This window comes from Paenibacillus amylolyticus (assembly GCF_047302515.1).
GTDB lineage: Bacteria > Bacillota > Bacilli > Paenibacillales > Paenibacillaceae > Paenibacillus > Paenibacillus amylolyticus_G.
The window spans coordinates 6,788,211-6,810,381 of the sequence record NZ_CP168019.1 but is presented as its reverse complement, the minus strand read 5'-3'; the positions used below and the strand labels follow the sequence as shown (position 1 = coordinate 6,810,381).

Genomic DNA, 22,171 nt, shown 5'->3' with positions numbered 1-22,171 from the left:
CAGGAAGCCACTCGTCGTAATGGTCTAGCCGTACAGCCGCGCGTAATAACCTCCGAGCGCCAGCAGGTCCTGATGGCGGCCTCGTTCCACGACCGTTCCTTGATTCATGACCGTAATCAAATCCGCATGTTCCACAGTGCTGAGACGATGCGCAATCAGAATGGTGGTGCGTCCCTTCATCAATACGTTCAGGGCTTGCTGTACCCAATGCTGGGATTCGTTATCCAATGCAGAAGTCGCTTCGTCCAGCAGGAGAATCGGGGCGTTTTTGAGAATCGCCCGGGCGATCGCAATTCGCTGCCTTTGTCCGCCTGACAACGACGTTCCTCTCTCTCCCACCGGCGTTTTATACTGTTCAGGAAGTTCCTGAATAAAATGGTGAGCGTACGCCGCTTTGGCCGCTTCAACCACTTCTTCATCCGTTGCATCCGGGTTGCCATAACGGATATTTTCCTCAATCGTGCCGGTAAACAAAAATGGTTCCTGCGGAACGTATGCAATCTGCCTGCGGATTTCTTCCAGCGTGTAATGGCCGAAAGGTTTACCCTGAAGCAGGATATCTCCGCTGTCCACAGGATAAAAGCCGAGCAGCAGCTTGATCAGCGTACTTTTACCGCTGCCGCTGGCTCCTACGATCGCAGCGACCTGACCAGGAAACACTTGCATTGACATGTCGACAAGTACCTTTTTATCTGCCTGATAGGAAAATTCCACATCGCGAAACTCCACCGCAGCTTCCGATACAAGCTCGCTATGAGAAGATCCCAGACGCTCCGGTTCCTCTTCCTCGCTTAGTACCTCTTGAATCCGGTGAGCACCCGCGAGCGAATTTTGGGTCATCGACAGAACCATCCCCAAGTTCAACAAGGCGTGCGTCAGATTCACTTGCAAAACTGCCAGAGCGGCGACGCTTCCCATTCCCATCATTCCGTAGGCATAAAGAAGACTGCCGATGACGATGATGCCGCAGAACGTGACGTAGCTGATAAAATGGTTCACTGCAGCTTGCATACCGTTCTTCTTCGCCGTTTGCCGAAGCGTTTGCGTCATTTGTTCGTTCAACGCCTCGTACTGGCCGTAAATCGTGCGGATGCGGAACAACTTCACAATTTGAATGCCACCCATAAAATCTTTGAATTTTTCGGTCATTTTACCGAGCGTTTGCAAGCCTTGTTCGGACAAGACACGAATATCCCGTGCAAATTTCAGACTGACCAGAGAGGACAGCAGCAGAATGACGAATGATACGCCGGCAAACCGCCAATCGATCACCACCATGGAGACAATGGAGCCGATGCAAAAGACAACTTGAAGCAGCAAAACGAAGTAAACCTGCGAGAATGTAAACTCAACGGTCGTTACGTCGTTGTTCACTCGCGACAGCAAGTCCCCATGGTGGTTCTGCTCCAGGAATCTCGGCCGCACCCGGCACAGCTTGTCATAAAGACGTTTGCGGATATTCAGCACAGTCAGCTCGACACTGCGCTGGTATAAGTAAATGAACCAGGGAGAAATTATATTTTCCAGGAACAGGGCCACGCCCAAAATAATAAAAGCTTCCACCATCAGGGACGTATCTCGGGACACGGCAAAATCAACCAAGTTATGTACGACCAAGCTGAAGGCGATTAGAAACAATGTCTGGGTGAGCGCCGTTACAGCAAGGCCAATCGCGTACTGGGTTTTGCGCTTGCGGTTCATAAACGTCAGCAAGTAGCCGAGTTCTTTCACTTGCGATAGCCTTCCGCCCTTTTTCATGTGTACGACACCTCCCTGCGTTCGGCAGACTCGGTAAACTCCTGGTAATACGACTGGGCGTACAGTCCCTTCCTCTCGAGCAATTGTTCATGAGTGCCCTTTTCGACAATACTTCCTTGTTCCATAACCCAAATTTCATCGGCGTTTTGTACCGTAGAAAGCCGGTGGGCAATCACCATGGTCGTTCTCTGCTTCATCAATACGCCCAACGCTTCCTGAACCGCGCTTTCCGACTCCGGATCAAGTGCCGATGTGGGCTCGTCCAACAGCAGAACGGGAGCATCCTTCAGAAACGCCCGAGCCATTGCAATGCGCTGGCGTTGCCCACCGGACAAAAACCCGCCGCGCTCTCCGACATACGTCTGGTAACCGTCCTCAAGCTGCATAATGAAAGAATGAGCCTGAGCGGCTTTGGCGGCTTCGATAATCTCGTCCATCGACGCTTCTTCCCGCCCATTGCCGACATTTTCGGCGATCGTACCGCTAAACAAATATGAATCTTGGGTTACCACGGAAAAATGCGACCGAAGCTGCTCCGGATCTGCACCGTGGATCAGGCTTCCGAACACGCGGATCTCGCCCTGATCCTCCAGAAGTGGATAAAAGCCGCATACCAGCTTAAACACCGTGCTCTTCCCTCCGCCGCTCGCTCCGACAAGTGCAATCGTCTTGCCTTCCGGCACCGAGAAGCTAACATTCCGCAGAATCGGAGAACTCTCTTCATACCCGAAGGTTACGTTCTGAAACTGGATGGGGGCGGCGCTTGCTTTTGGAAGCAAACGGCCATTTTCCGTTTCGGTCGGCTGCTCGACGATTTCGGAGACCCTTCTCAGGGCACCGCTCATTTCGAACGTGCGCGTGATGAGTTCGGGAATATGCTCCAGCGGCTCCAGACACAGATTAAGCAAGTACAGGAAGGCGATCAGTTCTCCAGCGCCTAGCTGCCCGTTGTAGATCAAATAGCTTCCGTAACTGACGGCGAAAATGATCGGGCTGATCATCAGCGTAGAAAGCAGCGGGTTGACCCAGGCTTCCCGTTTTTTCACGGCCAGCTTTTTTTGAGCCGTCAATTGCAGCAGCACTTGGTAGGAGCGAGATAACATACCAGATAGCAGGTAGCTTTTTACAATAGGCATCCCCCCAAGCGTATCTTGGAGGTTGACGTTCATTCGGCCCATGTTCGCCTGGGCTTCCTCCGTCAACTGTTCCAACTGCTTGCCGATCCATTGGGAAACCAGCAGTGCTAAGGGAAATAACAGCAGGCTGTACAGCATCAGCTCCCATTGGAGATACATCAAATAAGCGAAACAGCCGATAAATAATAGCGGATGATAAAACCACTGGGCGAGGTCCCGAATCATAAATTGCTGGATGAGCTGCAGATCGTTGTTGATCCGCGACAACACGTCGCCAGAGTGCTGTTTTTCCAAATAGGGGACCGGGAGCTTACCGATATGACGCATGACATGGTTGCGGATATCCTGCACCGCAGAGGCACTGCTTCGCTCCACACCAAAGCTCATGAAAAACTTCGCCGGCACACCGATCAAGATGACCACAAAGACCGTGTACACGATCTGCAGAACGATTGGCCCCGCCCCATTCTCGGCCTGTGTGGTCAGCTGCTCGACCAAACGTCCCGTCCATATCTCAATAACCGCGGCGGCAATTGCGGACAGGATACCGACGATCATCCAGCCTTTGTGACGGCTTACATAGGACATCAGCCAGCGGAACGCTTTCCAGGTGGCATAGGCGGTTCGGCGCTTGGAAGGCGCCGCTGTGCGTTGTTCTTGAACAGAAGTCTGCCGGTCAGCTCCCATGCAGGACCCCGGCCTCCGCTTTGATCTGCCGCTTGATTTGCACTAAGATGTCACGGATGACAACGGCCGTTTCGTCCACGCGCGCGAGTTCCAGTAACTCCTCGTGTGCGCCCTCCAGCCGGTAATCGGCGTATGCTTGCGTCGTTGCCCTCTGCCAGGACGGCAACTGGTGCTCCAGGCGGAACGCTTCGCTGTCCTTCGCAATCAGTTCGTAAATCCGGGCAGTTATCGTGCCTGAATTAATAAGCTGCGCTTCGTACGTCAATGTGGCTTTGATCTTCCGATGAACATGCTCCCGCACGAGCGGATTGCTCATTAATTCCTTCTCTTCTTCGTCGAAATCCGCAAGCATCTCTTCAAGCTCTTTCTCAGACGTTTCATAAGGTGTGAGTGTGTCCTTAATCCACGAGTCCACCATGAGCACGTCCGTTACGGAATACCCTCTTCTTCCCATCGTTTTGGCTACCTCGAACGTCAGGTTGCCTCCGAAGCAGTAACCGAGCAGCACGTAATGTCCTTCCGGCTGGATGCGAACAATTTCATCCACATAACGGTTCAGCATGGCCTCGTAATCGGTGGCATCGTCGATAAAATCAGTACCGTAGAGCACGAACCCGTCCTCGAGTCTGCTTGCGAGCTCACGGTAACCGATGCCGAAGCCGCTGCCTGGAGGGAAGCAGAACACGTTCAGATCTCCTTCTTTATTCAGCTTAATGAAAGAGTCTCCACCTTTATCCAGGCCCAGATTCCCCTCTCCGAAAGCCATAGCTTCAACGGATACATGATGGAATTGGCGGTTCAGCGGTATCTCGATGCCCGTTTCATCGTAAACGGCTTGAACGAGCCTCATCAGACTTAAGGAATTGCCTCCCAGCTCAAAAAAGTTATCCTTTACGCCGACCTGTGGAATGCCAAGTGTATCCTGCCACACGCGGGCGATCTTCATTTCGAGCAGCGTTCTCGGCGCGATATATTCCGTTCCTCCAGTGGCGGCATCCTCTGGCGCGGGTAGCGCTTTGCGGTCGATTTTCCCGTTCGCGGTCAGCGGCATCTGCGAAAGCTGCACAAGATGCGCAGGAATCATATACCCCGGAAGCTGCTTGGCAAGCTGCTCCTTGAGTTCATTCGCCGCCAGCTTTGTTTCCGCGACGTAATAAGCAACAAGTTGCTTATGGCCGTTCACGTCGTCCCGGGCGAGTACCACCGCTTCTTCCACCCCCCGGACGTTCAGAAGCCGCGTCTCGATTTCGTCCAGCTCAATCCGGTACCCGCGGACTTTGACCTGATGGTCGATTCGGCCGAGGTATTCGATGTTGCCGTCAGGCAGCCAGGTCGCCAAGTCGCCTGAGCGATACAGTTTTTTCCCCTCCGCAAACGGGGAATCAACGAACTTCTCCGCCGTCAGATCCGGACGGTTCAGGTATCCTCTCGCGAGCCCTTCCCCGGCCACGTACATTTCGCCCGCTACGCCAATCGGCACTAGGCGGCGGTTTTCATCCAGGACGTACACCCTCAGCGTTGGGATCGGCTTGCCAATATTGCTCTTCGCCGCCTCCATTTCGACCCACGTAATTTCCTTATACGTCACGTGAACCGTCGTTTCGGTAATGCCGTACATATTGATCAGCTTTGTCTCCGGGTACTTCGTCTTGAAGCCCTTGAGCAAAAGTGGACTAAGCGCTTCGCCGCCGAAAATGACGTTGCGAATCCGCAGATCGTATGGATGATCCGCCAAGACCTTACGCAGCAGCTGATAGAAGTACGTTGGCGTCTGGTTCAAAATCGTGACCTGTTCGCGGCCCAGCAGCGCCAGGAAATCGGTCGGATTTTTCGCCGTGAGCGGCGGTACAATGACCAGCTTGCCTCCATACAGCAGCGCTCCGTACATTTCCCAGACGGAGAAATCGAAGCAGAACGAGTGGAACAGCGTCCACGTGTCGAACCGCCCGAAGTCGAACAAGTTCTTGTCGTTGAACAAAAGGCGCACGACGTTTTTATGCTCGATCAACGTGCCTTTTGGTTTGCCGGTCGTTCCCGACGTGTAGATGACATATGCTAGGTTCTCCGGCCCGGAAATTGGCTCCATGTTCGAAGCGTCCAGCGCACCTTCCGAGTCCGCCCCGCTGTCGCCCCAAACGAAATCATCTATTTCAAGGCGCGTTCCTGCGAAATCGGTCTTCTCATGCAGATGCTTTTGAATCAGCAATAACGGTGCACCGGAATCCTCGATCATGAAGCGGATGCGCTCCTCCGGGTAGTCGGGATCGACAGGCACGTAGGCTCCGCCCGCTTTGAGAATCGCCAGTATGCCAATAACCATATCGAGTGAGCGTCCGGCCAGAATCGCTACCAGCTGGTCCGCTTCAACTCCCATCTCCCTCAGCTTGCGCGCAAGCCGGTTGGATCGCTCGTTCAGCTCGCGGTAGGTCAGCTGCCGTTCGTTCATGACAACGGCCATGTTGTCCGGGTAAAGCTCCGCCTGTTCTTCAAACAAACCGTGAATCGTTTTCCCCCGCTCAAACCCGGTTTCGGTGTCATTAAATCGATTCAGCAACGTCTCCCTCTCGTCCGGGGAAAGCACATTAGCTTGTCCAAGCTCCAGATCCGGCTCAAATACAAGCACGGACAGAAGACGAACAAGGTGGTCGGCCGCCTGTTCCACAAATGCCCGCTCGTATCGATTCCCGTCAAAGCTTATTTCCAGCTCGATAGAGTCGTTTTGGCGGTCGAATCGAAAAACCGTATCGGCCGCCACCCGGTTACCCAGCGGTTCAGAATGAATCGGAGCGAAGGATGCGACGGTGTTGATGACCGGAACGCCTCCCCCTGTATAGTCCAGATGGAGTGGCTCCACCATTTTCCGAAAAGGCAAGTGCTGATGCTCCAGCGCCTCGCCGATGGAGGCTTTGATGCCCCCGAGCAGCGTTTTCAGCGTATTCTGGCTGCTTACGGACGTTTTGATCACCAGGATATCATGCGGCGGCTGAGTCACGTCCGGGTCCGCGTTATAAGAAGGCATGCCGACCAGTACTTGATCCTGCCCGGTATATTTGAACAGCAGGCCTTTTACTCCTGCCAAAACAATCATGTACAAAGCCAGATCCGAACCATTGGCGAGGCGAATAATTCTCTCCGAGAGTTCACTCGGCAGGGTACGGTAAAGCAAAGCCGGCTCTGCAGCAGCTTCGCCGCCCGCAGATAATTTGGAGGATTGACTGTAGGGAAGGAAGCTCAGGCTGTCATCGTCGTCAAACTTGCTGCTCCAGTACCGTTCTTCCTTTTCAAATAAAGATTTCATTCGTACCTCCCCTAAAAATGAAGTGACCGCATGCCCCGGCGCAGGTCCGATAAAGCTTGCTTTCGGCCTGCGCGTTTACGGGCTTGATTTACGGACGTGCAAGTTGTTCGCCGTCTTCCTTGGGATGCGCACCACTTTCGCTTGACGGCGGAGCGCGCTTGTAATATTAGAACGCGAATTCGATCGTATCGACGGCACTCTTTGCGCCTGCCGCCGGTTTATGACATTCAATCCGACTTAGCTCAAGTTGTGGATTTTCCGCAATTTGAGAAAGTACCCGCAGGTAATCCTCGGTTAAGGTGCGGATCATCGTTTCTTTGAACAGCTTGGTGGCGTAGAAAAAGCCCCCGCTCAGCGCCCTTTCGTTTTCATACATAAACAGCGTCAGATCAAACTTCGCTTCCTCCAAATGGTCAAGCTCGTAATTCTTCAGGCTGACCCCTTCCAGCTCGACATCTCGTTCTTCGATATTTTGCAAGTCAAAAACGGCATCGAACAGCGGGAAGCGGCCCGGCTCCCGCTTCACATTCAAACGCTCCACGAGCTCTTCGAATGGATAATCCTGATTCTCAAAAGCCCCCAAAGCCGTTTCCTTGACTTCATCAAGGTAGGACAAGAACGTTTTTTCGCCTGACGGACGATTGCGGAGCGCCAGTGTATTAACAAACATGCCGATGACCGGCTCCAAATCGGCGTTAGTTCTTCCCGCCACCGGGGTGCCCACAATTAAGTCTTCCTGTCCGCTGTACTTGGATAGCATCACGGTATATGCCGCAAGCAGTACCATGTACAACGTGCTTTCAAGCTCGGCCGCCAATTCACGCAGCCGCGCAGAGAGAGAAGCTTCGACATCGAACTCCAGATGCGCGCCTTCGTAGTTGCGAACTGTAGAACGTTCGTAGTCCATCGGCAGATCCCCCGTCGGCAGTTCTCCTTCAAAGGTTTGCAGCCAGTATGCTTCCTGCCGCCCGAACCGCTCTCGGTGAACCTCCGACTGCTGCCAAACGGCATAATCCTTATATTGAATGCGTAGTGGCGGCAGTTCTTCCCCGGCGTAGAAACTCGAGAACTCATCCATCACAATCGCCATCGATACGCCATCCGACACAATATGGTGCATATCGAAAAGGAGAATATACCGGTTCGGCTCCAGTTCGATGACTCCGGCGCGCAGCAGCGGCGGCTTGCAGAGATCAAACGGACGAACAAAGTTGCGGACGATCTGCTCGATTTGAGCTGCATCCTCTGTATCCGCTTGATGATGCTCGATAGCAAAATCGACCTGCGTATAAATCCGCTGGACCGCTTCGCCCTTCACCATTTCAAAACCGGTGCGCAGCGATTCATGCCGAGTTATCAGTTTCCGCAATGAGGCTTCCAACCGGTCTAAATCAAACTGACCTTCCACCTGCACCAGTTCCGGCATGTTGTAAAGCTGATCCGCTCCATCCAGCGTATGCTGAATGAACAGCCGTTTCTGCGCGGAGGACAGAGGGTAGTACTCTCTCTCTTCCGCTTGAGGAATGGCCTCATGCTCCCGCCATTCCATCCGGGCAATCGCATCGGACATCGCCGCAATCGTGGAGTGACGGAATACGTCGCGCAGCGGCAGGTTGACGTTTAATTCCTTAAATACCTTGCCCGCTAATGTCGTCGCTCGCAGGGAGTGCCCGCCGATGTCGAAGAAGTTATCGTAAACGCCAATCTCCTTCGTAAGCCCCAGCACCTCCTGCCAAATTACCGCCAGCTTCGTTTCCAGCTCATTGCGCGGTGCGACGTACTCCGTTCCACTTCCAGCTTCCCCTTCCGGCGCCGGCAGCGCCTTCCGGTCCATCTTTCCGTTCGGCGTAAGAGGCAGGCGCTCCAGCTCCACGAAGTACGACGGGATCATGTAACCTGGCAGCTCCTGTGCCAACGCACTGCGCAGATCGTTCACTAACAGCTTCGCACCAGTATCCGGCGTGTAATACGCACACAGCGTCTTCTGCCCGTTCGCATCACTTCGAACCAGCACCACCGCTTCGCGCACACCTTCCACCCGTAGCAGCTGCGACTCGATCTCGCCCGTCTCAATCCGATAGCCCCGGATTTTCGCCTGGTTATCGATCCGCCCGATGAAGTCCACGTTGCCGTCTTCCATCCACCGCGCCAAGTCTCCCGTGCGATACAGTCGCTCACCTACGATAAACGGACTAACTACAAACTTCTCTTCCGTCAACTCCGGACGGTTCAAGTATCCACGTGCTACCCCAACTCCGCCGATAACCAACTCGCCCAGCACCCCGACCGGCACTGGGTTCAGGTGCGCATCCACGATGTAGAATTTCGCATTCAACCACGCTTTGCCAATCGGGACATGGCCTGTCTGCGGCAGTTTCTCCAACTGCTCGTCATAGAAACTGGAGTCAATTGCTGCTTCCGTTACACCGTAGGCGTTAATGATGCGGAACGACGGGCCGAACCGTTCCTGTAAGGTTCGGTAATCTGCCACGCTGCAGCTGTCCGAGCTTGTGATCAGCAGCTCCATCTCGCTCAACTCCAGCCCCTGCTCATGCACGTATTCCATAAACGGCACGATCAGCGCCGGCGTTGATTCAAAGATCGTCACTTGCTCCCGCTCTATCCAGTAGTGCAGACGAGACGGATCAATCCGGTCGTCCTTCGGTACAATCACCATGGTCCCTCCGTTGTACAGCGTCCGCGCGATATCACCCACGAACACGTCAAACGAGAAACTGGCGAGTTGCAACAGCCGTACCGGGAACTGATCCAACCGGTATTCCCGTCGGTAGCCCGCTGCCGTGTTCACCAGGCTGCAATGTTCTATCATTACACCCTTTGGTTTACCCGTTGTTCCCGACGTGTAGATGACGTACGCCAGATCCTCCGGACGGGCTTCATGGAAGCTGTCCATACCAACATTCGAATGGCTCTCATCTCCGTCGTTTACAGCACCCGTCAGCTTGCCGGAGACTTTACCGGAAACCATGCTGGAGCCAAGCGGCGCATTCATCCGCTCCTCGCTGTACGACGCTTCATCGTCGAGGTACAGCACCATCGCCAGTGCCAGTTCCTCTTCGCCGAGCCAGGCTTCGGCACGCTCTCGCAGTGGCGTTTGTGTCAGCAGTACCTTCGCTCCGCTGTCTTCGAGCATAAACCGCACCCGGTCTGCTGGATAATCCGGGTCGAGCGGTACATACGCCCCTCCCGCTTTCCAGACGGCCATCACGGCCACCAGCAAATCCACCGAACGCTCGGCGAGAATGCCAACGATCGTCTCCCGGCCGATGCCACTTGCACGCAGCGTGACCGCTAAGCGGTTCGCTCGCTCGTTCAACTCCACATACGTTAGGCGGTTATTTTCATACACAACGGCTTCCGCTTCCGGTGTGCGTTCCGACTGTTCCTCGAACAACCTGTGGAACGCCGTCGCAGGAGCCGGTTCTAGCTGCGCTGGATTAAACGCACTGAGAACTTGTTCTTTTTCCTCTGCTGTCAACAAGTTCAGCTCGGCAATCTTTGCATCTGGACGGTTTACAATTGTCACGAGCAACTGCTCGTAATGTTTTGCCAGCCGTTCAATCGTCTCCCTTTTATAAAGAGCCGTTGCATATTCGAAGCTGTAATCCAACCCGCCGTTCTCCTCGCCCACATCCAAGCTGATATCAAACTTCGCAGTATCCAGTACGCTCGGATAAGGAATCAGGCGAAGCCCTTCCAGCTCAAATTGCTCATTCTCCGTATTTTGCATCGTAAACATCGTGTCGAAGAGTGGATTACGGCTTAAATCACGGGTGACTTGCACCTTGTCCACCAATTGTTCAAACGGATAGTTTTGATGCTCAAAGGCGTGCAGAGTTGTGTCTTTGACTTCATTCAGATATGACAGGAATGTTTTCTCCGAAGACGGATAACTGCGAATCGCCAACGTGTTTAGGAAAATCCCGATCAACGGCTGTACATCTCCATGATTCCTTCCGGCAATCGGCGTACCAACAATCACGTCTTCCTGACCTGAATATTTGTGAAAAAGCACGTTATACGCTGCAAGCAGCACCATAAACAGCGTCGTGCCCGTTTCCGAAGCCAGCTGTTTCAGGCCGTCGGTTTTTGAAGCGTCGAAGAAAAACTCCAGCGTTTGACCCTCATAACTCTGTACGGCCGGACGTGGATAGTCAGTCGGCATTTCCAGCACTGGAAGCTCGCCCTGGAACATGTCCAGCCAATACGCCCCCTGATGCTGAAGCCGTTCCTGCTGCTCCTGCGAATGCTGCCAAACGGTGTAGTCTTTGTACTGAATGCGCAGCGGCTCCAATTGCTCTCCACCATACAAGCGCACGAATTCTTCAACAAAGATTTCCATTGAAACGCCGTCAGAAATAATATGATGCATGTCGTACATCAGAATATGGCGTTCCGGAGCCAGCTCAACAAGGCCTACCCTCAACAGCGGTGGCTTAGCCAAGTCAAAGGGACGGACGAAACTGTGAACCACCGCTTCGACCTCTTGCTCATCCGCTTGATAGAACTCCACCGCAAAATTCACGTCCTGGTAAACCCGCTGTGATGCTTCCCCATCCACCATTTCAAACCCGGTGCGCAACATTTCATGCCGCGCCACGAGCTTACGGAACGTTTCTTCAAACCTTGTCCGGTCCAAAGCACCCTCCAGCAGCATCGCTTCCGGCATGTTGTAGCTAAGCTCCGCACCTTCCAGCTGGTTCAGGATAAAGAGACGTTTTTGAGCAAAAGATTGCGGGTACACCTCTCGGTCATCCGCCACCGGAATAGCAACGAATGTCTGCTCATCCAGCCGGTAAATGACGGCCGCCATGCTCTCGATCGTGGAATGGCGGAACACGTCGCGCAGCGGCAGATCCACGTTCAACTCTTTATGAATCTTGCTGACCAACGTTGTCGCGCGCAGGGAGTGCCCACCGATGTCGAAGAAGTTGTCGTGAACACCAATCTCCTTCGTAAGCCCCAGCACTTCCTGCCAAATAACCACCAGCTTCATTTCCAGCTCATTACGTGGTGCGACGTACTGCGTTCCGCTCCCCGCTTCTCCTTCTGGCGCTGGCAGCGCCTTCCGGTCTATTTTCCCGTTCGGTGTCAGAGGCAGACGCTCCAGCTCCACGAAGTACGACGGGATCATGTAACCCGGCAGCTCCTGTGCCAGCGCACTACGCAGATCGTGCACTAACAGCTCCGCGCCGGTATCCGGCGTGTAATACGCACACAGCGCCTTCTGCCCGTTCGCATCACTTAGAACCAGCACCACCGCTTCGCGCACACCTTCCACCCGCAGCAGTTGCGACTCGATCTCACCTGTCTCGATTCGGTACCCCCGGATTTTCGCCTGGTTGTCGATCCGACCGATGAAATCCACGTTGCCGTCCTCCATCCACCGCGCCAAGTCTCCTGTGCGGTACAGCCGCTCACCAGCGGTGAAAGGACTGTCTACAAACTTCTCTTCCGTCAGTTCTGGACGGTTCAAGTACCCTCGTGCCACGCCGACTCCGCCGATAACCAGTTCGCCCAGCACACCGACTGGAACAGGATTTAGATGTGCATCCACGATGTAAAACTTCGCATTCAACCACGCTTTGCCAATCGGCACATGGCCTGTCTGCGGCAGTTTCGCCAATTCTTCGTCATAGAAACTGGAGTCAATTGCCGCTTCCGTCACACCGTAGGCGTTAATGATGCGGAACGACGGGCCAAACCGTTCCTGCAAGGTACGGTAATCTGCCACGCTGCAGCTGTCCGAGCTTGTGATCAACAGCTCCATACCGCTTAATTCCAACCCCTGCTCATGCATATGCTCCATGAACGGTACGATCAGCGCCGGCGTTGATTCAAAGATCGTCACTTGCTCCCTCTCTATCCAATAGTGCAGACGAGACGGATCGATCCGGTCTTCTTTCGGTACAATGACCATGGTGCCTCCGTTATACAGCGTCCGCGCGATATCGCCCACGAACACGTCAAACGAGAAGCTTGCGAGTTGCAGTAGCCGGACTGGGAACTGATCCAACCGGTATTCCCGTCGGTAGCCCGCTGCCGTGTTCACCAAGCTGCGGTGCTCAATCATTACACCCTTCGGCTTGCCTGTTGTCCCCGACGTGTAGATCACGTACGCTAGGTCCTCAGGACGAGCTTCATGGAAGCTGTCCAAGCCAGCAACCTTCAGATGACTCGGATCATCGCTGTTCACAGCACCCGTCAGCTCGCCGGAGACTTTACCGGAAACCATGCTGGAGCCAAGCGGTGCATTCTCCCGGTCTTCGCTGTACGACGCTTCATCGTCGAGGTACAGCACCTTTGCAAGTGCCAGTTCCTCTTCGCTAAGCCAGGCTTCAGCACGCTCTCTCAGCAGCGTTTGTGTCAGCAGCACCTTCGCTCCGCTGTCTTCAAGCATAAACCGCACGCGGTCCGCCGGATAATCCGGGTCAAGCGGTACATATGCCCCGCCTGCTTTCCAGACGGCCAGCACGGCCACCAGCAGGTCCACCGAGCGCTCGGCGAGAATGCCAACGATTGACTCCCGGCCGATGCCGCTTGTGCGCAGCGTAGCCGCCAAGCGGTTCGCCCGCTCGTTCATCTCCACATACGTTAGGCGGTTATTTTCATACACGACGGCTTCCGCTTCCGGTGTGCGTTCCGCCTGTTCCTCGAACAGTCGGTGGAACGCGGCCAAAGGAGCCACTTCCGATTGCATCGGGTGAAACGCGCCGAGAATCTTCTCTTTTTCATCTGCCGTCAACAAGTTCAGCTCAGCGATCTTTGCATTCGGATGGCTTACAATCGCCGCAAGCAAATGTCCAAAATGAATCGACAGCCGCCGGATCGTGCTTTCTTTATAAAGTGCCGTTGCGAATTCAAAGTTGCACTCCAGTCCGCCATTTTCTTCCTTAACATCCACACTCAGGTCGAACTTGGCCATACCATATTCGCTAGGGTACGGGGACAATTTTAGCCCTTCCAGCTCAAACTCTGACTCCTCCAGGTTTTGCAGGGAGAACATCGTGTCAAACAGCGGGTTGCGGCTCAAATCCCGGCTAACCTGCACTTTATCGACGAGTTCTTCGAACGGATAATTCTGATGCTCGTAAGCACCTAAAGTCGTTTCTTTCACTTCTTCCAAATACGACAGGAAGGCCTTCTCCGAAGCCGGATAATTGCGGATCGCCAGCGTGTTGACGAACATTCCAATCAAAGGCTGCATGTCGCCGTGCGTTCTGCCTGCAATCGACGTTCCGACGATCAAATCATCCTGACCTGTGTATTTATGCAAAAGCACGGTATATGCGGCAAGCAACACCATATATAGCGTCGTTCCTCTTTGAGCGGCCAGCTGTTTCAAGCCTTCGTTCGTTGCCTCGTCCACGAAGGACGTCAGCGTATGTCCCTCATAGCTCTGTACAGCAGGACGCGGATAGTCCGTCGGCATTTCCAGAACCGGCAGCTCGCCCCGGTAACGGTCCAGCCAGTAAGCTTCCTCGCGTTTCAATTGCACTTTTTGCTCGTCCGATTGCTGCCATACCGTATAGTCCTTGTACTGAATGTGCAAAGGTTCTAATGACTCGCCGCCATACAGACGAACGAGTTCCTCAACGAACACGTCCATCGAAACCCCGTCGGAGATGATATGGTGCATGTCAAACATCAGTAAATAACGTTCGTTTGCCAGCTCTACGAGCTCGGCACGCAGCAACGGTGGCTTCGCCAAGTCGAAAGGCCGGATAAATGCCTGCACGACTGCAGGCGCTTCTTCCTCGATCGCATGACGGCACTCGACGGCAAAATTAACGCTCTCGTAAATACGCTGTACCACTTCGCCTTGTATAATCTCAAATCCGGTTCGCAACGTTTCATGACGTTTGATTAGTCCGCGGAAAGCTTTCTCCAGCAGGCTATGATCAATCGATCCTTCGAGCAGCAGCACACCCGGCATGTTGTAGCTCTGATCGGCTCCTTCCAGCTGATTCAGAATAAACAGCCGCTTCTGAGCTGAGGAAAGTGGATAATACGCTCTTTCATCTGCCAGCGGAATCGACGAGAACAACTGCTCTTCAATCCGGGAGAGGGCGAGAGCCATCTCTTCGATCGTTGAGTAGCGGAATACGTCGCGCAGAGGCAACTCGACGTTCAACTCCTGATGAACCTTGCTCACCAATGTCGTTGCCCGCAAGGAATGGCCGCCCAAGTCAAAGAAGTTGTCATGAACCCCTATGTGCTCCAATCCAAGCACGCTTTTCCATATTTCAGCCAAGCTGGCTTCGAGCGGAGTCCGAGGCGGAGTATGTCCTTCGCCCGGCTGCAAGCTCTCCTCAGGTGCCGGGAGGGAGCGGCGGTCAACCTTGCCGTTCGTTGTCAGTGGAAGCCGTTCCAACTGGATCAGGTACGCCGGGATCATATAGGCAGGAAGTTCCTGAGAAAGAACGCTCTTTAGCTCAGCCGCCGGAAGTTCACGGTCCGCTTCATAATAGGCGCAAAGCTGCTTCTCGCCGGAGGCGTTTTCCCGTGCAAATACCGTCGTTTTTCGAATTCCCTCCACTTTCTGAAGCTGAGCTTCGATCTCGCCCAGCTCAATACGGAAGCCGCGGATTTTCACTTGGTCATCCGTACGCCCCACGTATTCAATCGTGCCGTCCGGTAGCCATTTCGCCAAATCCCCTGTCCGGTACATGCGCTCTCCCGGCACAAACGGATGGTCCACAAATTTCTCGGCAGTCAGCTCCGGCCGGTTATTGTAGCCCCGTACCAAGCCTTCTCCGCCGACGCAAAGCTCCCCGGCCACGCCGATCGGCAGAAGTTTATTCTGGCTGTCGACGATATACACCGTCGTATTGCTGATCGGCCGTCCGATGGGTACGGTAACCGCCGACTCATCGACGAAATCGACCGGAAGATACGTGGTATATACCGTGCTTTCCGATGGGCCGTACAGGTGGTTGAGCCTACCTGGTCCGATATGGGCGAGCGCTTTACGCACATGGCCGACTGACACGCGCTCTCCTCCGAACAAAATCGCCCGGACATCCCGCAGGCAGTCGACGTTCACATCCACAAGGACATTGAAGAAAGCCGTCGTAATCAGCATGACCGAAATTCGCTCGCGCTGGATGAGATCCGCTAGCTGGCCGATCTCCAGCAAAGTCTCGTGGGGAACCAGCACCAGCCGTGCCCCGTTGGTCAAAGCGCCGAAAATATCAAAAATCGCTCCGTCGAACGAATAGCTCGAAAGCTGGAGGACATGATCCCGCTCAGTGATGTCGATATAATTCGTATTTCGCACGATCCGCACGATATTGCGGTGCGAAACAAGGTTGCCTTTGGGCTTGCCCGTCGTGCCTGACGTATAGATGATGCAAGCCAGATCTGCCGCTTCGCTACCTGGATTTAGATTTGTACCGTCTTCGTGATAGAAGCACTCGTCATCCAGTAAAATCACGGAGTCCGATCCCGCCAGGCGCTCGCGCAATCGGCTTTGCGTCAGCATAACCTGTGCACCCGAATCCTCGATCAAGAAACGGATACGCTCCTCTGGATATTCCGGGTCAATCGGTACGTAAGCCGAACCGGCTTTGTGTGCCGCCAGCATACCCACCACCATTTCGATAGAACGCTCAGCCATAATGGCGACCAGACGGTCTTTGGATATCCCGTGGCTACGTAAGGTACGAGCAAGACGGTTAACGCGTTCGTTCAGCTCGCGGTAGGTCAGCTCTTGCCCATTTAAAGAGATTGCAGCTGCATCCGGAATGCGCTCCGCCTGCTCTTCGAACAATTGAATGAGCGTTTTCCCGCGTGGAAATTCTGTTGTGGTGTCGTTAAAACGTCCGAGAAGGTCAGCCTTTTCCGCCTCCGTCACAAGTTCCAACTCGCCCACGGTAATCTCCGGGTTATCCGTCACCTGCTCCAGCAAATGAACGAGATGCCCCTTGAGCTGCTCAATGCTATCTTTATCAAACACTTCGGCGTTAAAGTCGAACCGAATTTCAATCTCGTCTCCCGGCACTACAGTCACGTTGAAGTTATAGTTTGTCTGCTCCTCCATCTGAACATCGGCAATCGTCAGGTCGCCGTGCTGCTGGTCCCCCGCCTGCTCCATCTGCTCGTCCACCGGATAGTTCTCAAAAGCGATGATATGGTTGATCAGGTTCTGCTTTTGCACGCTGCGGGCCTGAATTTCATACAGCGGATAGTAATCATAACGCCCGGACTCCAGTGCCCGCTCTTGAAGCTTCGCCATCAGGTCGGCGAACACGGTGTCCGCTTCACTCGTGACCCGGACCGGCACCGTATTGATGAACAGCCCGATCATGGACTCAATGCCCGGGATTTCCGCAGGTCTTCCGGCCACGACGCTGCCGAATACGGCATCGTTTGTTCCGTTATATTTTTGTAGCATCACGCCCCAAATAGCTTGCAGCAGTGTATTGACCGTAACCAGGCGCTTTTTCGCCACCCGGTCCATCCGCTCGCTCAAGTCCTTGCCCAGCTCGGCGGTGACGTGATCAGCCGTAAATCTGCCGTTGGGCGCCAGTTCCTTTTGTCCGGGGAGTACAGTTTGCCCTTCATAACCTGCCAGGAATGCCATCCAATAGGCTGATGCCGCCTGATCGTCCTGTTTCTCCAACCATTCGATATAGGCACCATAATCCGCTCCCTTATCTCCCGCTGACTGCTCGCCGGATGCCAAGACCGAGTATGCCTCAAACAGCTCCTGCGTCAGCTGAGCAAGGCACCAGCCGTCCATCAAAATATGTTGGAAACTCCACAGTACATGATAACTTTGCTCTTCGGTGCGCAGGATCGTGAACCGAACGAGCGCGTCATGTTCCATGTCGAAGCCGCGAAGCTTGTCCTCCTCGGCCTTTTTATCCAAGTAAGCTTGTTTCTCGTCCATCTGCAAATGAAGCAGCTCTTCATATTCAAAACCGACCGGTTTGTCGCGGTAGATGATTTGCAGCGGCTCGCCCGCCGGTCCTTTCACAAAATTCGCCCGCAGCACCAGATGGCGTTTCGCAAGTTCCATCCAACTCCTCTCAAAAAGCTGGACGTCGAGCGCTCCCCGCATCGTAAACCGCGTCTGCTCAAAATAAGCTGCCGTTTGCCGGTCAAGCGCGCTGTGGAACCACATCCCCTTCTGCATCGGCGTAAGTGAGTAAATATTTTCGATTTCCCCGAGATGGCCCGAGCGCCGGGAGATTTGCTCCAATTCTGCAATGGTCAAGCCTTTAAATAGCATGTCGCTCGGCGTCAATTCAGTGTTTTCTTTGCCTGCACAGTGGATAATGAGGTCTCGAAGACTTTGCTCAAGCCGCTGAGCGAGGGCTTCCATCGTTTCCTTGCGATACTGCTTCCGGCTGTAGCTGAGATCGAGCGATAAAGTGCCGTCCAGCACCATACCGTTGATATCCAGCACAAAGCTGCGGGCCTGCCGGTCGCTAGCCGGGCTGCCGCTGGAATAAGAAGATATGCCGATCTCGTCCTGGTCGACATCATCGTCGAACTGGCCGAGGTAGTTAAAAATAATTTCCGGCTCTGCGCCCCAAACCAATCCATCCTCCGATTTCGAGAGATAGCGGCATATGCCGTACCCTAGCCCCTTGTTCGGAATACGGCGCAAGTTTTCCTTGACCTGTTTAATCTGATATGACAAATCTCGGTCGGTTTCCGGTTCCAGGACGACTGGAAACTTGGTCGTAAACCAGCCAACTGTACGCGTGATGTCGATATCCGTTCCGATCGATTCACGTCCGTGTCCTTCGAGATTGATCCGCACCCGTTCATGCCCCGTCCATTTGCGTAAGGCTTTTCCGAGCGCCGTTACCAAAATATCATTCATTTCGGTGTTGTAGGCACGGTGAACCCGCTTCAGTAGCAGCTCCGTTTCTTCGGGAGTCAAACGGACAAACAGCGATTCGCTGTCATGCTGCGTCGTAACGTCCGCCTCCATATCCTTCGGCACGGCCAGAACCTCCATTTGTTCCACGGCCTGCCAATAGGCCCGTTCCTTTGCCATCTCCGGACTTTGCGCGTAAGCAGCCAGCTGCTCGGACCAAGTGCGGTACGCATCTGTTTTCGCCGGGAAACGAATTCCCTCGCTTTTGCCAATCTGCTCGTAACCTAGAGCGAAATCCTCCATCAAAATGCGCCAAGACACGCCGTCTACCACGGCATGATGAACCGCGAGCAGCAAATGATCTCCGTCCTCGCACTGGAACAGTGCCGCCTTCATAAGGGGCCCGTTCACCAGATCGATGCCTGCTTGAATGTCCGTTGCCTTCCCTTCCACAGCCTGCGCGGGATTCTCCGCATCCTTAAAGTCGAACACGTCAAGCGTGAACAGTCCACCATCCTGAATCGCTCGGGTTAATGCACTAAACCCTTGTTCCGTCTTGCAGAACACCATGCGCAAGGCGTCATGATGCTCGGCCAGCTTTTGCAGCACCTTATACACTGTCTCTTCGTTGAACCGTTCCTTCCGGTACAGCATCACCGACTGGTTGAAATGATGTGGATCCGCAAAGGAACTCTCGAAAAACCAATGATGAATCGGCGTCAACGCTGTTTCACCCGTTATTTCGCCTTGATCGATGGTACGTCTGATCGGTTTCACATGCAGGCTGAGCTGTGAAATCGTCGGATATTTGAACAAATCCCGGATTTCCAGCTTGTACCCGGCTTGATGAAGCCGCGAAGATACTTGGATGGACTTGATCGAGTCTCCGCCTAGCTCAAAGAAATGATCCGTTACCCCAACACGATCGGCGTTCAATACCGCCTGCCACACATCAGCGAGCGTTCGCTCAGCTTCATTGCGGGGAGCTACGTACGCGCCGCCGGTCAGTGCGTTTCCTTCAGGGGCAGGCAAAGCCTTGCGGTCGATTTTGTCGTTCGGCGTGAGCGGCATCCGCGGAAGCTGAACAAAATGCGCAGGAATCATGTAATTCGGCAATTTTTGCGCCAGCGCGCTTCTCAGCTCGCCGAGCGTAAGAGGAAGGCTCGCGACCAAGTAAGCGCACAGTTCTTGCCCGCTTTTGCCTTCCCGCGCGATTACAATCGTCTCCTGCACGGAGTCGATCTTCAGAAGTTGCTCTTCAATCTCACCGACCTCGATTCGGAATCCACGGATTTTCACTTGATGGTCGATCCGACCCAAGTACTCCATATTACCGTCCGGCAGCCAGCGGGCGAGATCTCCTGTCCGGTAAAGGCGTTCTCCCGGCGCAAACGGATGTTCCACAAACTTCTCTGCCGTCAACTCCGGTTGGTTCAGGTAACCTCTCGCAAGCCCCACGCCTGCCACGCACAGCTCTCCGTCAACTCCGGGAGGCACAAGTTGCAGGTGGGCATCCAAAATAAAAATTTGATGATTAGCCAGCGGGCGCCCGATCGGAATGACTCTGCGCTCCGGCTGCTGCTCATCCGCATCCCAGAGCGTCGTAACAATCGAAGCTTCGGTAGGACCGTAAGCATTGAAATAGTGAACCTTCGCTTTCCACTGCTGCACGAATTCGGCCGATACCGCCGAACCTCCCGTTACAAGCTTTGTTAAGTTGGGAAGACGGTCCGGGTCCAAATGAGCGCTGTACGTCGGAGGCAAAATCGCCGCCGTAATCGCATGCTCGTTCATATAACTCTCGAACAGACGAGTGTCGAGAATTGTTTCGGCCGTCGGGATGTACAAAGCCGCGCCAAAATAGAGTGCTTTGAACACTTCCCAGCAGGATGCGTCGAAGGACAAGCTCGCAAATTGAACGATCCGGTCATGCTCCGTGATGCCCAGCCTGTCTGCGAACATCAGCTTCAAGCTGACCAAACCACGGTGCTCCAGCATGACCCCTTTGGGTTTGCCCGTTGTACCTGACGTATAAATGACATAAGCAAGATCGTGTGGACCACTGGCCGCCTCCAGGTTCGAGCCATCGGCGCTATAGGCTTGTTTATCATCTAGCGCCAATACCGTCCCTTCGAACGGGACTTGCTGTAACAGCTCTCTTTGAGTCAGCAGCAGCTGCGCGTTCGAGTTCTCCAGAATGTAGCGAATACGTTCTTCCGGGTACTCCGGGTCGATCGGCACGTAGGCACCGCCAGCTTTCAGAACCGCCAGAATGCCAATGACCGTCTCCAGTGATCTCCTGACCATCAAGCCTACTAACTGATTGGGCAGCACACCAACCGATCGTAGCGTACGCGCCAGCTGGTTTGCCCGTTCGTTCAACTCTGCGTATGAAAGCCGCTGCCCCTCAAAGACAACCGCAGTCGCCTCGGGCACACGCTTCGCTTGCTCCTCCACAAGCTGATGAATCGTCCGATCACGAGGATAGTTCTTCTCGGTATCGTTAAAGCTTTGCAGTAATTTAAATTTTTCGTCCTCCGACAGCATGTCCACTCGCACGATGTCCAGCTCCAGCCCATGAAGCCCCACGGACAGCAGGCGATTCAGATGGCCGACGACCCGATTCATGAACTCGGAGTCATATAAGTGCTCGTTATATGACAGCGCTAGCTGTATCGTCCCGCCGGCTAAACTGAATTCAAACGAACAGTCTGTGACCACGTTTTGCCCAATTTTGTCCAGATGCAGCTCCTTAAGGGATACTAGCGTATGGACGAAGGGTATCCCTTCTGCATATTGCAGATCCAGCTTCTCCGTCATTTTCAAGAACGGAATATGTTGATGCTGAATGGCTTCCGGCAAGGAAGTCCTCAGCTCGCTCAGTAGCGTTTTAAAAGTTGCCCCCACCGAAAGCGAGTTTTTCAAAATGACCGTATGATTAACGGATCGACGCGTCTCCCCCTTTTTCGGCACAACCGGCATGCCGACCAGAATATCTGAAGCTCCTGTATATTTATGCAAGAGTGCCTGAACACCGGCGAGCAAAATCATAAAAGCAGCCAGCGGAGCACCCTTGCTCATTTGAAGGACGCGCTGCGCCGCTTCCTCCGAAAGCGAACCACCAACGGTCTTCACATTGGGCACCAGGGAGTTTGGAGCTTTGCTGTAAGGCAACCGCGTCAAGGTATAATCGTCACTACCGAATTTTTCGTTCCAAAACAACGTTTCTTTTTCAAAAGCCATCTGGATCGTTCCCCTCTCTTCATCGGTAAAAGCAATCCGGCAGAGCATATGCCGAAGCAACGCTCCCCTCCTTTTCAAACATCTGACAACAATATCAATGGCTTACGCCATGTCACCGCTTGGATTGCCCGGTTGATCGCTTGCGGCAATCCTCTGCCTCAGCTGTCCCGCTCGGCTCCCATGCGTAAAGGACAA

4 protein-coding genes are annotated in these 22,171 nt (G+C 54.0%); all 4 read right to left on the bottom strand.

Features of this window, described 5'->3' with window-relative positions; all coding sequences use genetic code 11:
• Positions 1–24: 24 nt before the first annotated feature.
• The 4 genes from ACDJ59_RS29825 to ACDJ59_RS29810 all read right to left on the bottom strand — a co-directional run bounded on the left by ACDJ59_RS29825 (position 25) and on the right by ACDJ59_RS29810 (position 22,024).
• Positions 25–1,758 (bottom strand): ABC transporter ATP-binding protein, encoded by a 1,734-nt coding sequence (locus tag ACDJ59_RS29825; protein ID WP_413407115.1) that lies wholly within the window; start codon positions 1,756–1,758, stop codon positions 25–27.
• Complete coding sequence (locus tag ACDJ59_RS29820) at positions 1,755–3,581, bottom strand: ABC transporter ATP-binding protein (protein ID WP_413407114.1); 1,827 nt, start codon at positions 3,579–3,581, stop codon at positions 1,755–1,757. Before ACDJ59_RS29820 ends, ACDJ59_RS29825 begins: the two co-directional genes overlap by 4 nt.
• Positions 3,571–6,879 carry a non-ribosomal peptide synthetase gene (locus ACDJ59_RS29815; RefSeq protein ID WP_413407113.1) on the bottom strand — a complete coding sequence of 1,103 codons (3,309 nt, stop codon included), beginning with the start codon at positions 6,877–6,879 and terminating at the stop codon, positions 3,571–3,573. Before ACDJ59_RS29815 ends, ACDJ59_RS29820 begins: the two co-directional genes overlap by 11 nt.
• A 166-nt stretch (positions 6,880–7,045) precedes the next feature.
• On the bottom strand, positions 7,046–22,024 hold the full coding sequence (locus tag ACDJ59_RS29810; RefSeq protein ID WP_413409943.1) for an amino acid adenylation domain-containing protein: 14,979 nt from the start codon (positions 22,022–22,024) through the stop codon (positions 7,046–7,048).
• Positions 22,025–22,171: the final 147 nt, after the last annotated feature.

What these genes read in the sequence shown, in the direction of transcription:
- ACDJ59_RS29825 (WP_413407115.1), bottom strand. Translation starts at nt 1,758, where the DNA reads ATGAAAAAGGGCGGAAGGCTATCGCAAGTGAAAGAACTCGGCTACTTG.
- ACDJ59_RS29820 (WP_413407114.1), bottom strand. Translation starts at nt 3,581, where the DNA reads ATGGGAGCTGACCGGCAGACTTCTGTTCAAGAACAACGCACAGCGGCG.
- ACDJ59_RS29815 (WP_413407113.1), bottom strand. Translation starts at nt 6,879, where the DNA reads ATGAAATCTTTATTTGAAAAGGAAGAACGGTACTGGAGCAGCAAGTTT.
- ACDJ59_RS29810 (WP_413409943.1), bottom strand. Translation starts at nt 22,024, where the DNA reads ATGCTCTGCCGGATTGCTTTTACCGATGAAGAGAGGGGAACGATCCAG.